Annotated in this window: 16 protein-coding genes; 12 read left to right on the forward strand and 4 right to left on the reverse strand. The window is 64.7% G+C overall.

What is annotated here, in order from left to right; all coding sequences use genetic code 11:
* The first annotated feature begins 72 nt into the window (after window positions 1-72).
* From ubiE to ACSU1L_RS14865, 3 genes are read left to right on the forward strand one after another with little or no spacing between them, the layout of a single operon-like run.
* Window positions 73-831, forward strand: a complete 759-nt coding sequence (gene ubiE, locus ACSU1L_RS14855; protein WP_438255715.1) for a bifunctional demethylmenaquinone methyltransferase/2-methoxy-6-polyprenyl-1,4-benzoquinol methylase UbiE — start codon at window positions 73-75, stop codon at window positions 829-831.
* A 5-nt stretch (window positions 832-836) separates the two neighbouring features.
* Complete coding sequence (locus tag ACSU1L_RS14860; RefSeq protein WP_439256314.1) at window positions 837-1,898, forward strand: polyprenyl synthetase family protein; 1,062 nt, start codon at window positions 837-839, stop codon at window positions 1,896-1,898.
* A gap of 37 nt (window positions 1,899-1,935) precedes the next feature.
* Window positions 1,936-3,309, forward strand: a complete 1,374-nt coding sequence (locus ACSU1L_RS14865; RefSeq protein ID WP_439256315.1) for an FAD-dependent oxidoreductase — start codon at window positions 1,936-1,938, stop codon at window positions 3,307-3,309.
* Between the two features lie 179 nt (window positions 3,310-3,488).
* On the opposite strand, the gene ACSU1L_RS14870 is transcribed toward ACSU1L_RS14865, so the two are convergent.
* Entirely contained in the window at window positions 3,489-3,908 is a 420-nt protein-coding gene (locus ACSU1L_RS14870) for a hypothetical protein (RefSeq protein ID WP_439256316.1), read from the reverse strand.
* A 114-nt stretch (window positions 3,909-4,022) separates the two neighbouring features.
* On the opposite strand from ACSU1L_RS14870, the gene ACSU1L_RS14875 reads away from it, so the two are divergent.
* Together ACSU1L_RS14875 and ACSU1L_RS14880 are read left to right on the forward strand one after the other, a co-directional pair.
* Complete coding sequence (locus tag ACSU1L_RS14875) at window positions 4,023-5,075, forward strand: alpha/beta hydrolase (protein WP_439256317.1); 1,053 nt, start codon at window positions 4,023-4,025, stop codon at window positions 5,073-5,075.
* Window positions 5,048-5,296, forward strand: coding sequence for a hypothetical protein (locus tag ACSU1L_RS14880; RefSeq protein ID WP_439256318.1), 249 nt, complete (start codon window positions 5,048-5,050; stop codon window positions 5,294-5,296). Before ACSU1L_RS14875 ends, ACSU1L_RS14880 begins: the two co-directional genes overlap by 28 nt.
* 84 nt (window positions 5,297-5,380) lie before the next feature.
* Here ACSU1L_RS14880 and ACSU1L_RS14885 read toward each other — a convergent pair whose 3' ends face one another.
* The 3 genes from ACSU1L_RS14885 to ACSU1L_RS14895 all read right to left on the reverse strand — a co-directional run bounded on the left by ACSU1L_RS14885 (window position 5,381) and on the right by ACSU1L_RS14895 (window position 6,891).
* On the reverse strand, window positions 5,381-5,869 hold the full coding sequence (locus ACSU1L_RS14885; protein ID WP_438255705.1) for a YajQ family cyclic di-GMP-binding protein: 489 nt from the start codon (window positions 5,867-5,869) through the stop codon (window positions 5,381-5,383).
* A gap of 187 nt (window positions 5,870-6,056) precedes the next feature.
* Window positions 6,057-6,344: a hypothetical protein gene (locus ACSU1L_RS14890; RefSeq protein WP_439256319.1), complete on the reverse strand. Its 288-nt coding sequence runs from the start codon at window positions 6,342-6,344 to the stop codon at window positions 6,057-6,059.
* 55 nt (window positions 6,345-6,399) lie between these two features.
* Window positions 6,400-6,891, reverse strand: coding sequence for a hypothetical protein (locus ACSU1L_RS14895; protein WP_438255703.1), 492 nt, complete (start codon window positions 6,889-6,891; stop codon window positions 6,400-6,402).
* 291 nt (window positions 6,892-7,182) lie between these two features.
* Between ACSU1L_RS14895 and ACSU1L_RS14900 the strand changes: the two genes are divergently transcribed.
* The 7 genes from ACSU1L_RS14900 to ACSU1L_RS14930 all read left to right on the forward strand — a co-directional run bounded on the left by ACSU1L_RS14900 (window position 7,183) and on the right by ACSU1L_RS14930 (window position 15,287).
* Window positions 7,183-8,427 (forward strand): sugar ABC transporter substrate-binding protein, encoded by a 1,245-nt coding sequence (locus ACSU1L_RS14900; RefSeq protein ID WP_439256320.1) that lies wholly within the window; start codon window positions 7,183-7,185, stop codon window positions 8,425-8,427.
* 96 nt (window positions 8,428-8,523) lie between these two features.
* Window positions 8,524-10,140, forward strand: a complete 1,617-nt coding sequence (locus tag ACSU1L_RS14905; protein WP_438255701.1) for an ABC transporter permease subunit — start codon at window positions 8,524-8,526, stop codon at window positions 10,138-10,140.
* Window position 10,141: 1 nt separating this feature from the next.
* Window positions 10,142-11,077, forward strand: a complete 936-nt coding sequence (locus ACSU1L_RS14910) for a sugar ABC transporter permease (protein ID WP_438255700.1) — start codon at window positions 10,142-10,144, stop codon at window positions 11,075-11,077.
* Between the two features lie 121 nt (window positions 11,078-11,198).
* Complete coding sequence (locus ACSU1L_RS14915) at window positions 11,199-13,085, forward strand: glycoside hydrolase family 13 protein (RefSeq protein ID WP_439256321.1); 1,887 nt, start codon at window positions 11,199-11,201, stop codon at window positions 13,083-13,085.
* Between the two features lie 141 nt (window positions 13,086-13,226).
* The gene (locus tag ACSU1L_RS14920; protein ID WP_438255698.1) at window positions 13,227-13,397 is read left to right on the forward strand and encodes a hypothetical protein; all 171 of its coding nucleotides are present in this window, start codon (window positions 13,227-13,229) and stop codon (window positions 13,395-13,397) included.
* A gap of 97 nt (window positions 13,398-13,494) precedes the next feature.
* Complete coding sequence (locus ACSU1L_RS14925) at window positions 13,495-14,781, forward strand: ABC transporter (protein ID WP_439256322.1); 1,287 nt, start codon at window positions 13,495-13,497, stop codon at window positions 14,779-14,781.
* Between the two features lie 74 nt (window positions 14,782-14,855).
* Window positions 14,856-15,287, forward strand: a complete 432-nt coding sequence (locus ACSU1L_RS14930; protein ID WP_438255740.1) for a hypothetical protein — start codon at window positions 14,856-14,858, stop codon at window positions 15,285-15,287.
* Window positions 15,288-15,302: the final 15 nt, after the last annotated feature.

Consider the following 15,302-nt stretch of genomic DNA (forward strand, 5'->3'; position numbering starts at 1 on the left):
CTGGCGGCAACGGGCGGGGACCAGCGGAGGAGGGAAGGGACAAGGGGCGGACCCCGCGCTTAGACTTGAAGGGTGACCTCCAATCGCGCCGACCTCGGCAAGAACCCCCAGCGCGTCAGCGGAATGTTCGACCAGGTGGCGGCCGGATACGACCGCACGAACACCGTCATGACGTTCGGCAACGACGCCTTCTGGCGTGCGGCGACGACCCGTGCGGTCGCCCCCCAGCGCGGCGAGCGGATTCTCGATTTGGCCGCGGGCACAGCATCCTCCTCCGCATCGCTGGCCGGCAGCGGAGCCGACATCGTCGCGGCCGATTTCTCGCCCGGGATGCTGGCCGAAGGCAAGCGCCGCCACGGCCACCTCGCGAACCTCTCCTTCGTCGAAGCGGATGCCACGAACCTGCCGTTCGCCGACAACGAGTTTGACGCGGTCACGATGTCGTACGGCCTGCGCAACGTGCAGCAGCCGAAAAAGGCGCTGGCCGAGCTGTTCCGGGTGACCAAACCCGGCGGACGCCTCGTCATCAACGAGTTCTCCACCCCGCCCGGCAAGCTGTTCCGCGGCCTGTACCGCTTCTACAACGCCCAGATCCTGCCGCGCGTGGCGCGCGTCGCCGGAACCAACAGCGACGCCTACGACTACCTCAACGAGTCGATCCGCGACTGGCCAGACCAGAAGCAGCTGTCGGCGTGGATCCGCGAGGCCGGATGGACGAACGTCGCCTACCGAAACCTGTCGATGGGCATCGTCGCACTGCACCGTGCTGAGAAACCGCGTGTTGGAAAGCCGCGCGCGGAAAAACCGATGGCACAGCCAGCGGTAGGGTAGAACCCGTGACTTCGAGCCCTGCCGCCCCGGGTTCGCGACTCGCGAACCGGCTCGGCTTCAGCGACCGTGTTTTCATCGGCCGCGCCGCCCGCCGCGTCGCCGACGAGATCGAAAAGGGTCTCGACCTGGTCGAGAACGGCCTGGCTGTAGACCTCCGCGTCGCCGATTCGATTGCGGATGCCGCGAGCCGCTACCTGTACGAGGCCGGGGGCAAACGCATCCGCCCCGTGCTGACGCTGCTGACCGCGCAGCTCGGTGATGGAAACATCCCGGCGGTCATCGATATCGCCAAGGCGCTGGAGATGACTCACCTCGGTTCGCTCTACCACGACGATGTCATGGACGGCGCCGACCGCCGCCGCGGGGTGCCCGCAGCACACGCCGTGTGGGGCAACAATGTCGCGATTCTCACCGGCGACATCCTCTTCTCCCGTGCCAGCCAGCTCATGTCGCGCTACGGCGACCGCGCGATCCGCCTGCAGGCCGACACCTTCGAGCGTCTCGTTCTGGGGCAGCTGCACGAGACGGTTGGGGCTCAGCCCGGCGATGACCCGATCGAGTTCTATATTCAGGTGCTCGCCGACAAGACCGGCTCACTGATCGCCGCCGCGACGCAGGGCGGGGCGATCTTCTCGAACGCTCCGGCCGAGTACGAAGAGCCGCTGCGCGTTTACGGCGAAAAGGTCGGGGTCGCCTTCCAGTTACTGGATGACGTGATCGACCTGTCGGCGAAGCCTGAGGAGACCGGCAAGGTTCCCGGCACTGATCTGCGCGCCGGCGTGCCGACGATGCCGTATCTGCTGTTGAAGAACGAGTCGGATGCCGCGGCTGCTGAGCTCGCCGCACGCATCGATGACGGGGTAGCAGCGATCGCCGAAGGCGGGGATCCTGCGATCCTCGATGAGCCGTTGGCCGAGCTGCGCGACCACGCCGTGACTGGGCAGACGATGGAGCTCGCGCGCCAGTGGACGCGCGACGCCATTGATGCTCTGAAGCCGTTGCCCAAGGGGCCGGTGCTTGAGGCGCTCACCCGCTTCGCAGAATCTCTCGCTGACCGCAGCAGCTGATCGAACTCTCATCGCTGCAGCATCCGAAAGGACACTCATGACCAAGCTGAATTTGGCCATCGTCGGGGCCGGCCCCGCGGGCATTTACGCTGCTGACATCCTGCTGAAAACCGAGCGCCCGTTCGAGGTGTCGATCGATCTTTTCGAGCAGCTTCCGGCACCCTATGGTCTGGTTCGGTACGGCGTCGCCCCCGATCACCCGCGCATCAAGGGCGTGATCAATGCGCTGCGTGATGTGCTCGATCGCGGTGACATCCGCATCTTCGGCAATGTGCGCTTCGGCGAGGACATCACCCTCGACGACCTCAAGAAGCATTACAACGCGGTGATCTTCGCCACCGGAGCGGTGCGCGACACGAAGCTCGATATTCCCGGCGCCGATGCCGAGGGCTCGTTCGGTGCGGCTGATTTCGTCAGCTGGTTCGACGGTCACCCGGACGTGCCGCGGGAGTGGCCGCTGGATTCGGAGTCGGTCGCGGTGCTCGGAAACGGCAACGTCGCACTCGATGTGGCACGGATGCTGGCCAAGCACGCCGAAGACCTGCTGCCGACCGAGATTCCAGACAACGTTCATGCCGGACTTGCGGCTTCGCCGGTCACCGATGTGCACATCTTCGGTCGCCGCGGACCGGCGCAGGTGAAGTTCACCCCGCTCGAGCTGCGTGAACTCGGCGATCTGCGTGATGTCGACATGGTCGTGTACGACGAAGACTTCGATTACGACGAGGCCTCGCTGAACGCGATCGCCAGCAACAAGCAGGTCAAGGTGATCGACCGCGTGCTGCAGTCGTGGCGTCAGCTGCCCTCGGCGAACAACGCGGGCGGCACAGCATCCCGTCGCCTTCATTTGCACTTCTGGGCCAAGCCCGTCGAGATTAAGAAGGATGCCGAGGGCAAGGTCGCCGCGATCGTGTACGAGCGCACGCGTCCGGACGGCTCGGGTGGGATCGTGAGTACCGGTGAGCTGCGCGAGGTGGCGATCGGCCAGCTGTACCGCGCGGTCGGATACTTCGGTTCGCCGCTCAAGGATGTTCCCTTCGACAAGCGTCATGGTGTGATCCCGAACCACGAGGGGCAGGTGCTCGCGAAGGATTCGAACGAGCGCGTTCCCGGCGTGTACGCGACCGGCTGGATCAAGCGCGGACCGGTCGGCCTGATCGGCCACACGAAGTCTGATGCCATGGAGACCGTGCAACATCTGGTCAACGATCAGGGTTCGTGGTGGCATCCGGAGAACAGCGCCGAAGAGGCGATTCCTGCTTTGCTCGCGGAACGCGGTGTGAAGTGGACCGATCTTGACGGCTGGCACCGGCTCGACCAGCACGAGCTCGCACTGGGTGAGCCGCACGAGCGTGTGCGCATCAAGGTCGTCCCGCGCGACGAGATGGTGCGGATCTCGCGCGGGGAGTGAGTTTCGCCCTGCGCCGTCCGCCGACGCCGTCCGCCCGACGGTCTCCACCTGACGGTCTCCACCTGACGGCCTTCCGGCACACTTGCAGTGCCATCGAACGGATGCAGGGCGACACGCCGTAGTTTCGCCCTGCATCCGTGCATCCGCACTGCAACTGTGCCGGGGAAACAGGCGCTGACTCAGCGAGTGGGCCCCGTCACTTCCACCGTGAAGGTGACGGAGTCGCCGCTGGAGGAGTTGTCGAGGGTGACGTCGGTCTCGCCGACGCTCAGTCCCTCGATGCCGGGGTTCGTTGTGAAGTCGCCGTTGTCGCCGCCTGGGGTGAACTTCGCGATCGCTGGGTCCGAGAGCTTGGCGCTCCAATCTGCGAAGGTCTCGTCGTCACCCGTCAGGTCGATGACGTTACCTTCCGCAACCTGCACCGTGGTTCCATCGATCTCGTTGATGTCGGCCATGACAGGGGCGATCACATGCGTGCCGGTTTCGCCGCCATCGACGGCGCCGTTGTCTGAGCTGGCGCATCCGGCGAGCGTGAATGCGGCGCCAATGACGGCGATTCCGATGACTGTACGAAACGCGAAACTGCGAACCTGCGACATGGATGAACCCCTCCGGTTGTGATGCGCCCAGCATAGGGCTCTTCTCGCCGGATGCACCGGGCAGTCAACGCAGCCGCAGTTCAGTGATGCCTCACCCTGAGTAGGGTGGTCAGTATGGCGCAGTGGGTTCCGGACGTCCTCGGTGACGAGTTCGAGCAGTGCACCCTCCCGCTGGGCGAAGATGATCAGGGCGAGGTCGTTGCGACGCTGGTGCGGGCGCTGCCTGAGGTGGCGCAGCCCGTTTCTGGGTGGGAGCGGTTCGTCCGCCGGTTGCGCGGACGGCCGACCACGGATGCTCCGCCGCTGCTCGATGGGGTCGATGTGCTGTACGTGCACGGCTGGTCGGACTACTTCTTCCAGAAGCGGTTGGCGCGGTTCTGGTCATCGCGCGGCGCGCGCTTCTACGCGCTGGATCTGCGCAAGTATGGGCGCAGCATCCGTGACGGTCATACCCCCGGGTACGTTGCTGATCTGCGGACCTACGACGAGGACATCGCCGCGGCGCTGGATGTGATGGCCGAGGATGCCGACACCTCGCGTGGCCCGCGCCGTTTGGTGCTGATGGGGCATTCGACGGGCGGACTCGTGCTGAGTCTGTGGGCGAACCGTCATCCGGATGTGGCGGATGCTGTCATATTGAACTCCCCGTGGCTGGAGTTCCAACTAGCGCCGCTGCGTGCCGCGATCGCTCCGGTGGTGGAGTTGCAGGCGCGGCTGCGGCCCTTGGATGCTGCACCGCAGATCGACCTCGGCTTTTACGCGCGGGCGCAGGCCGAGGTGGCCGATGCGGACGACCTGATGGAACCGAATCCGGCATGGCGGCCGACACCAGCGATGGTGGTGCATGCCGGGTGGTTGCATGCGATTCTCGACGGACATCGCATGGTGGGCGACGGGCTCGCGATTCCGGTTCCGGTGTGCGTGCTGCTGTCCGCGCGTTCGGTACTGCCCACGCGCTGGTCAGAGGAGCTGACCTCGGCCGACACTGTTCTGGTGGTCGACGACATCGCGCGGCGGTCGCTAAAGCTCGGGGCATCCGTCACTGTCGAACGGGTGGACGGCGCCCTGCACGACATATTCCTGTCGCGCAAGCAGGCGCGCGATGACGCCTACGCGCGGTTGGAGCGCTGGGTGACTGGGTGGGTTCGCTCGCGTCCTGCGCCGTAGCGGCCAGAGCAGCACAGGTCAACGGGGTGTTCAACGCGCTGGATGACGGTCAGGATGCCGGTATGTGGACACTACTGATCGTGCTTCTGGTCGTTTGGGCGGGACTGTCGATTCTCGGCTTCGTCGTGAAGGGTCTGCTGTGGCTGGCCATCATCGGCCTGATCCTGTTCTTGGTGACCCTCGCCGTCGGCTTCTTCCGTCAGCGCTCGAGCAGAGGTTGACGTCCACCGTTGCCCCCAGCAACGCGTCCCAGCCCCGCATCTCCGTGAACCACGGGGAGGCGGGGCTTTCGCGTGCGGGGGTCTTTAGCGGTAGTTGATGAACTGCAGGTCGACGTCGAGGTCGCTTCCCTTGAGGAGCGCGATGACACCCTGCAGGTCGTCGCGGCTCTTGGACTGCACGCGCAGTTCGTCGCCCTGGATCTGGCTCTTGACGCCCTTGGGGCCCTCGTCGCGGATCATCTTCGAGATCTTCTTCGCGTTCTCGGAGGAGATGCCGTCCTTGAGCGTGGAGACGATGCGGTACTCCTTGCCGCTGGCGAACGGGTCACCCGTCTCGAGGCTCTTCAGCGAGATGCCGCGCTTGATGAGCTTGGACTGGAACACGTCGAGGACGGCCTTCGCGCGGTCTTCGGTGTTCGCCTTGATCAGGATCGATTCGCCGCTCCACTCGACCGATGCTCCGGTGCCCTTGAAGTCGTAGCGCTGCTCGATCTCTTTGCGCGCCTGGTTGAGGGCGTTCTCCGCCTCCTGGTGGTCGACCTTGCTGACAATGTCGAACGATGAGTCTGCCATGGCGCCAGTCTAGCCAGCGCCCGCCGTATACACATTTTCTGAGATTTTGGTCGCCCCGTCCGGGTCGGGAGAGTTGTCCGGTACGAGCGTGAAAGCGCCCGCGACGCCGCGCGCCCGCGCGCTGAAAGCGCGACCACCTGTCAATGATGAGACCGCAGCTCTGAGCTGCCCAGTAATCGCGCGAGATTCAGCCGAATTCGACCTTGACGTCGGCGAAGGAGGCGACTTCGTCTTGCAGTCGATCTGCCAGCCAGCGACCGTCGCGTAGCCATTTCTGCGCGTTCGCTTCGCTGTTCCACCCTCCGAGCGGATCGCAGTGGGTCTCCCAGAGCGCTTGCCAGCCTTCGAGGTCTTGTGCGAGTTCTGGCGATAGGCCGTACGTCTCAGGGGTCGTGGTGTAACCGGCATCCCACGTCGGCGTCGAATTCTCCCAGAGCGGGTAGCGACGACCATAGTCCGGAAACAGGCGAATCACCCTCCTGTCAGGCGGAACCTGCGGTAACCGATTCATATCCATCTGGTCCCATGCTCTACGGCTGTTCAGCGGTGCTTGTGAACACGTTGTCTGATATCTGCGTCATTCCGTCCGGGCTGGGCGCGCCGTCCGGTACGACGGTGAACGCCCCGGCGACTCCATCCGCACCGAACGACGAACCACTCCCGCCGCAGCTGAGTATCCAGGCATCTTCGTCCACGTACGCGAGGAGGCAAGCATTGGCCTTGTCGCCGCCTCGCGCGAGCCAAAGTGACGTTCCGTCATGCTTCCCAACGAATCTCGCTGTTGTCGGATCGGCCGTATCCCAGGCATAGGCGGGTAGCGCTTCTGGAACCTCATCCGCTGGTTGTGCGTCGCGGTCAAGCACGGCGTAGGCGGAGTCAGACGGCGCACAACCGGTCAGGGTAAGCGCCGCGCAGGTAGCGATGACGGCCATTCCGACGCGGAGACCTGAGCGTCGAGGGGCACGGCCTGTGGCAAGCGGTCCGGATGGCTGATGCTTCTCTGCGCTACTCAAAACATCCATGCGGTTCATCTTGGCGCATCGATGCGAAACGCGACAGCACCCTGCGTTGTCACTGGTGCTTCTTGGGGTCAGGAAAGACGGCGCTTTCGTGCGTCATCTTCTCGATGTCTCCGTGGGGCCTATCGAATCAGAGGCGTTCTTGGAAGCGCTTCCAGGCCAGTGGATGCAGCGTTGCCGCAGATTACATATTGATATCAGCATCCCGAACCATTGCGCATGTGGAAGATTTCATTGCATACTGTAAGCGCTTGCAGTTGCGCAGGTCTTCCGTACTCAGAGAGGCATACACCAATGAAGGTGCACAAGAAGGGCATCGTCGCGTTCGGCGCATTTGCCGTAGTTGCGACGCTGACGCTCGCTGGCTGCTCATCGAGCAGCACTCCCACCGATGACTCCGACGCAGGCGCCGAGTTCTCCGGCCAGATCACCGTCTGGGCAGACACGAACCGTGCCGCGGTCCTCGAAGACGCCGCGAAGAAGTTCACCGCCGATACCGGCGTGAAGGTCACCATCGTCGAGAAGCAGATGGACGAGGTGCGTACGCAGTTCGTTCAGCAGGTGCCGACCGGCAAGGGTCCTGACGTAGCCGTCGGCGCACACGACTGGCTGGGCGAGCTCGTCACCAACGGCGTCGTCGCTCCAGTCGAGCTGGGTGACCGCGCCGATGAGTTCCAGCAGGTCGCTCTGGACGCATGGAACTACGAGGGACAGAACTACGGCATCCCCTACGCGATTGAGAACATCGCGCTGCTGCGCAATGCCGACCTGGCGCCTGAAGCCGCCACCGACTACGCAGACATGATCGCTAAGGGTCAGGCATCCGGTGCTGAGTACCCCTTCCTGGTCGGTCTTGACCCCGAGGCATCCGACCCGTATCACCTGTACCCGTTCCAGACCTCGTTCGGTGCTCCGGTGTTCGGCACCACCGCCAACGGGGCCTACGACTCGACCGACCTGCAGATCGGAAACGCCGGCGGCGAGCAGTTCGCAGCCTGGCTGGCCGAGCAGGGTGCCGCGGGCGTGCTCAACACGAACATCACTCCCGACATTGCGCGCGAGAGCTTCCTCGCTGGCAAGTCGCCGTTCTACCTGACCGGCCCCTGGAACGCCACTGACGCCATCGACGCCGGCCTCAACATCGAGATCGACCCGATCCCGGCCGCGGGCGACCAGGAAGCGCAGCCGTTCGCCGGTGTGCAGGGCTTCTTCCTCAGCTCCGAAAGCGAGAACCGTCTCGCCGCCAACGAGTTCCTGCTGAACTACATCGGCAGCGAAGAAGTGCAGACCGCCCTCTACGAGGTCGGCGGACGCACTCCGGCGCTGACCGCGTCGTACGAGGCAGCCGTCTCGTCAGACCCGATCACCGCCGGCTTCGGCGAGGTCGGTGCGAACGCCGTGCCGATGCCCTCCATCCCCGAGATGGGATCGGTATGGGAGTACTGGGGCGTCACCGAGGTCGCACTGATCAACGGCCAGGGCGACCCCGCCGGTCTCTGGTCGAAGATGGCCGCAGACATCCAGGCCGCCATCGGCTGATCTGCCACAGCGGTGGAGTGACCTCGAATCTCGAGCGTCGCTCCACCACCGGCATCCGCCACCAACGGCCACGAGCATGCGAAGCAGAAGGAACCGATGAGCACGCCGACCAACGCAGACACTGTCGAGTCCGCAGCATCCAGTCGCAGATCCCGCCGCGCGGGGCGGATCGCGGATGCCGCGAGCATCGGCTGGAAGCTGATGCTGTTCAAGGTGATCGCCCTGGGCATCATCGACGCACTCGCTGTCTACGCGATCTTCGTCCTGCTTCAGAGCGGACAGTGGCTGCCGGCATCCATCGTCGCGGTCGTCACGATCGTCGCGAACTGGATCTATTTCAGCCGCGGCAATCTGCCCGCCAAGTATCTCGTCCCGGGCCTCATCTTCCTCTTCGTCTTCCAGGTGTTCGCTGCGTTGTACACCGGCTATATCGCCTTCACTAACTACGGCACCGGGCACAACAGCGACAAAGACAGCGCTGTCAACGCACTCATGCTGTCGGCCCAGGAGCGTGTCCCCGACTCCGCCGCATATGAACTCACCATCGTCGAGCAGCTCGGCGAGTTCTCGTTCCTCGTCACCGCGCCCGACGGCGACGTCTCCATCGGCGGCGAGGAGCGTCCGCTCGACGAGGTCGATGGCGCCCAGATGGAGGGTGACAAGGCTGTCGGCCTCGCCGGTTACAACACGCTCGGTTTCGCGCAGATCGTTCAGAATCAGCAGGCCATCTCGGATATGGCCGTGCCGATCAGCGATGACCCGAACGATGGCGCGCTGCGCACACCGGACGGCTCGATGGCATACGTCTACGTATCGTCGCTCGTATACGACGAGGCCGCCGCGACCATGACCGACACCGGAACAGGCGTCGTCTACTCCGACATCGGCACGGGTGCTTTCACTGCTGACGACGGCACTGAGCTCATGCCCGGCTGGCAGATCAACGTCGGCGTCGATAACTTCGTCCGGGCGTTCGGCGCCGAGTCCATCCGCGGACCGTTCCTGTCGGTGCTGGTGTGGACCTTCGTCTTCGCGGTCCTGTCGGTCGCCACGTGCTTCGCGCTCGGCCTGTTCATCGCGGTGGTCCTCAACGACCCGCGGATGCGATCGAAGAAGTACTACCGGGTCATCATGATCCTGCCCTACGCGTTCCCGGGGTTCCTCTCCGCGCTGGTGTGGGCAGGAATGATGAACCAGGAGTTCGGATTCCTCAACGCCGTCCTCTTCGGCGGAGCGGAGATTCCGTGGCTGACCAACGAATGGTTGGCGAAGATCAGCATCCTGCTGGTGAACCTCTGGTTGGGGTTCCCCTACATGTTCCTGATCTGCACCGGTGCCCTGCAGGCGATCCCGGAAGACGTGCAAGAGGCTGCTCGAGTCGACGGTGCAAGCGCCTGGCGAGTGTTCCGATCGATCAAGCTGCCACTGCTGTTCGTGTCGGTGGCGCCGCTGTTGATCTCGTCGTTCGCCTTCAACTTCAACAACTTCAGCCTGATCTACATGCTCACCGGCGGTGGGCCGCGCGATGTCACCGCCGGCATGAACGTGGGTGCGACCGACATCCTCATCACGATGGTCTACAAGGTCGCCTTCGTCGGCTCGAACTCCGATTACGGGCTGGCGAGTGCCTTCTCGATCATCATCTTCCTCGTCGTCGCCGCGATCTCTATCGTCGCCTTCCGACAGACCAAGTCTCTTGAGGAGCTGAACTGACATGACTGCCGTGAAGCCCGATTCGACCACCGCGATCGTGACCGCGGATGCGGGAGTCCCCGGTACCGGGAAAGAATCCCGCCGCCCGTTCAAACGCTATTTCCGGGAGACCGGCTGGCGTCACATCGTCGGCATCGTGGTGGGCGCGTTCGCGCTCTTCCCGCTGCTGTACATCCTCAGCGCATCGCTGAACCCCGGTGGCACGCTGCTGACGGCCAACTCCCTGTTCAGCAACGTCAACTTCGAAAGCTATGTGACGCTGTTCAACAGTCCGCGCAGCCCCTATGCCGCGTGGTTCATCAACACCCTGATCATCGGCCTGGTGACCTCGGTGTTCACAGTGCTGCTCGGCGCGCTCGCCGCATACTCGTTCTCGCGCATGCGCTTCACCGGTCGGCGCTTCAGCCTCACGGCGCTGCTGGTCGTGCAGATGTTCCCGCAGATGCTGGCGATGGTCGCGATCTTCCTGCTCATGGTTGCCATCGGTGATGTCTTCCCGGCGATCGGGCTGAACTCGCAGATCGGCCTGATCATGGTCTATCTCGGCGGCGCGCTGGGCGCGAACACCTACCTGATGTACGGCTTCTTCAACACCGTTCCGGCATCCATCGACGAGGCTGCGAAGATCGACGGCGCCGGACACGCGCGAATCTTCTTCACGATCATCTTGCGCCTGGTCGCTCCGATCCTGGCTGTGGTGGGGCTGCTGAGCTTCATCGGCACCTCCAGCGAGTTCATCCTGGCGAGCCTGATCCTCGTCGACCCCGAGAAGCAGACGCTCGCCGTCGGCCTCTACAAGTTCGTCTCCGACGAGTTCTCGAAGAACTGGAGCGTGTTCGGAGCCGGTGCTGTTCTCGCCGCGATCCTGCCGGTGGCGCTGTTCCTGGCGCTGCAGAAGTACATCGTCGGCGGGCTGACGGCGGGTAGTGTGAAGTAGTACTCCGCGCACCAACGCGGCGCACAAGTGAAGAACAACTCAAGGGCTCTGTCATGGCGACTGCCGTGCAACCACGTCGATTCCGGCGATGGTGCATCGCCGTCAACGAAAGGTCCATGACATGACGATCCTTCTTCCACACCACGACGGCTCCCCGCTGTATGTGTCGAACTCGGCCCCCGCGCTCGGCGACCAGGTCGCTGTGCGGCTGCGAGTCCCCGCCGGCTACGGTTCACTGACGGCTGTGCGTGCACGGTCCAATCCCGACCACGAGCCGGATTGGGCCGAAGCGCGCAGCATCGGCAGCGCAGACGGCTGGGACTGGTGGGAAGCTGACATCACCGTCCGTAACCCCCGCCACGGTTACCGGTTCATGCTGTTGCACGCGGACGGACGCGTGGAATGGCTGAATCAGGCCGGTCTTCATCGGATCGACACCGTGGATGCCGACGACTTCGCCCTGGTCGCGAACGAAGCGCCGCCAGCCTGGCTGAACGAATCAGTGATGTACCAGATCTTCCCCGATCGCTTCGCCCGGTCAGCGCAGGCCGACGAGCACGACGCACCTGACTGGGCGATGCCCACCGACTGGAACACGCCCGTCGATCCGGTGATGCCAGCGCGCTCACGGCAGTTCTACGGCGGTGACATCCCCGGCATCATCGAGAAGCTGGACCACCTCGTCGAGCTGGGCGTGAACCTGCTGTATCTCACGCCGGTGTTCCCTGCAGCCTCCAACCACCGCTACGACGCATCCAGCTTCGACCGCGTCGACCCGCTCCTGGGCGGCGACGAGGCGTACATCCGACTGATCGAAGAGGCGCATGCCCGGGGCATCCGCGTCATCGGTGATCTCACGAGCAATCACTCCGGTGACCGACACGAATGGTTCCAGGAGGCGCTGGGCAACCCCGGCGCCGAGACCGAGAGCTTCTACTACTTCACCGACGAGGGCAACACCGAATACGAGACGTGGCTGGGTGTTCCCTCGCTGCCGAAGTTCAACTGGGAGTCGTCGGCACTGCGCGAGCGTTTCGTCTCCGGTGATGACTCGATTGTCGCGAAGTGGCTGAACCCGCCCTACAACGCCGACGGTTGGCGGGTCGACGTGGCGAACATGACCGGTCGCCTGGGCGCTGTCGATCTGAACGCGGAGGTGCGCGCACTGCTGCGCGAGTCGATCCGCCGCATCAACCCTGACGCGATCCTGCTCGGAGAGTCGACGAACGATGCAGTCAGCGACCTGCAGGGTGACGGCTGGCACGGCGCGATGACCTACCCACCGTTCACCCGTCCGCTGTGGGCGTGGCTGAGCGAGGCGACCTATACGCCGTATCTGACGGCTCAGGGCGACGAGCAGACTGAGCCGTGGTTCTTTGGGCTGCGGGCAGACGGTATCCCGCGGTACACAGCCCGCGACTTCGTCGACAGCATGACCGCATTCACCGCTGGCGTGCCGTGGCGAGTGCGGCTCGGCAACATGCAGCCGCTCGACACCCATGACACCGCCCGCTTCGCGACGAACGCGGCGCCGGGCACAGTGCCTGTGGCGGTCGGTCTGTCCATGACGATGCCGGGACTGCCGGTCGTCTTCGCCGGCGACGAGTTCGGGCTCACCGGTGTGGACGGTGAAGCGAGCCGTACGCCGATGCCGTGGGGAACCGAGCAGGAGCCTGACGTCGCCGAACGGCTGGCCGAGTACCGTTCGCTCATCGCCTTGCGCCGCGCGCACCCCGTGCTCGGCACCGGCGGTATGCGCTGGCTGCATGTCGACGACGAGACGATTGTGTTCGTCCGGGAATCAGCTGCGGAGACGGTGCTGGTGTTCGCAACGCGCAGTGGCGCGGACATCGTGCTGGATGCCGCATCCATCCCTGGTCTCGAGAAAGCGCGATCGTTGTTCGGGTCGGCGTCGCTGACGGAGCTGGCGTCCGGGGCAGCCTCCATCACCGCTTCAGGTGCGTCGTTCGCAGCGTGGTCGCTTCCGGGAACTCCTCTTCCCGACTGAGCACCCTTAACCGCTTGCGAGTGGGCGCTGGTGGCTCACTTTTCGCGCGAAACCGAGCCACGCGCGCCCACTCGCACGCAGTGAAGGGGGCGGGGCGCGTGTCTGCTGCGGGCGGGGGAGATTGCGTCGTAGCGTAGAGGCATGGCAGGGGTAGCCGGACGCAGTCGGGTGGTCAGTTGGATCGCCGCGATCTTCTGCGTGGCCGTCATTGTGGGGCTGCTGTGGTTCGCGTCGCCCCTGTGGCTGGAGCTGTTCAACTTCGTCGGCGATCTCCTGCGCGGGACCGCGACGGCTGCTGCCGAAGCATCCTGAGTTTTCGCGGGTCGAGCGACACGTCGGCACGCCTCCGCAGCCGCATGGCCGCGCGGCGATACCCTCACATTGCACATATCCGACGAGAGGCGCCCCCATGAGTGACCACGAGGTTCCCCGGTCCGAGCAGCCGGAAGACGCGAACGACGCCGTCGACAGCGCTAACGCTGGTGGCGCTGAGGTCGACGCGGCCGCGGTCGATGCGCCGGGTGCGACAGGTGATGTGCGTGACGACGCTTTCGTCGAATCTTCCGCGCTGACAGATTCTTCCGACGATTTCACCGCCGCTGACACGGTCACCGCCGCCGACACGGCTGCCGACACAGACACAGCAGCCGCCGACACCGCCACCGCAGACACCGCCACCGCGGACGCGAGCGAGTCGGCGAGCACGAGCAGTGTTTCGGATGCTGTTGACCCTGACCTTGCTGCCTTCGAAGAAGCCGAGCGCGCTCATCCCGGTACGTTCGTCGCGCCGGAGCCTGCCCCGGCACCGCCGGCGCCTGTCGCCGCGGACCCTGTCGAAGCACCGGCTTCGGCTCCTACGCACGCAGACTCCTTCGATGCTCCGGACATGAGCGACGAGCGCATCGACGCGGCTGCTGCGGTGGCCAATGCGGATGCGACGCTGGCTGAGGTCAACGCGGCATCCGAGGGTTCGATCGCCGACACCGCTTACCAGCCGTCCGACGTCGACGCCGAAGACACAGCCACGCGAGTCGTTCCGTCTGAGCCGGTTGCGTACTCTGAGCCCGTTTCGTACTCCGAGCCGACGGTTGCGTCAGAGCCCGTGGTCGCACCGCCGGCATACGCGCAGCAGCAGCCGATCTTCGTGCAGGCTCCCGAGCCGCCGCGCGAGCGCAACAACCGCGGAACCGCCGCAGGCATCGGCCTGCTGGCCACTCTTTCGTTCGCGATCCTGTACCTGGGCACCGCGCTCGGGCTGGGCGCGCTGGCGGGCGATGTGACCGGTGAGAACTTCGTCGATGCACTGATCGCGCCGCTGACGACGTGGGGCTTGTGGGTTCCGGTTGTCGTGTTCTTCATCGGCTTCTGGCTGCTGGGTGCGATCGTCAACCGCGGACGCTGGGGACGCTGGGTCGTCTTCGGCATCATCGTGGGTCTGTTCGCGTATGTCGGACACATTCTCGGTCAGCTGTTCGAGGCTCCGTTCTGGATGCTCACGGCCTCTGAAGGCAACGAACTGGTCGGTTCCCAGCTGCTGGCTCCGCTCGCGATTGCGGCTTTTGTGTTCGGTCGCGAGCTCACGATCTGGTTCGGTGCGTGGGTTGCCCGCAGCGGTGCACGCAAGACCGAGCTCAACGCCGAGGCTCAGCGTGAGTACGAGCGCACGCTTGAGGCCGGCCCGACTCTGCCGAGGTAGCAATCACTGACAACTTCTCGCCTGACCCCCGCGGCCCCGTGCCTGCGGGGGTTTCGGCCATCCTGGCGACGGTGATGACGACGATCGGATTCTTCGCGCTGGCCGTTTTCGGGCTGGGTGCGTTGAGCGTGGCGACGGATGCTGACATCATCGCGACTCCGGGACTAGGCCAGGCTCCGGGCGTCGTCGGTATGGCTCTCGCTGTGGCGCAGTTCGCGGTGCTGTTGTGGATGGCCGTGCGGATCAAGAACCCACGTTATCGCTCGGTATGGACCATCGCAATCGTGACGGCATTTGTTCATCTGCTGGGTGTCGGTCTGGTCGCTGCAGTGGTTTCGGGCGAGTTCGTGACGGGGCTGTCGGTGATCGGCGAACTGATTACCGGGGGAGCGAGCCTGGTCATTTTTGTCGTAGCCGTGCTGGCTGCGTGGGCCGGGGTGGCCCTGCGCCGCACCAGGGCCAAGCGGCCGCAATGGCCGTGGGAGCGCGACGAGCCCGGCGAGTAGGAAGTCGCATTGCGC

This window comes from Microbacterium sp. A94, from assembly GCF_051842855.1.
GTDB lineage: Bacteria > Actinomycetota > Actinomycetes > Actinomycetales > Microbacteriaceae > Microbacterium.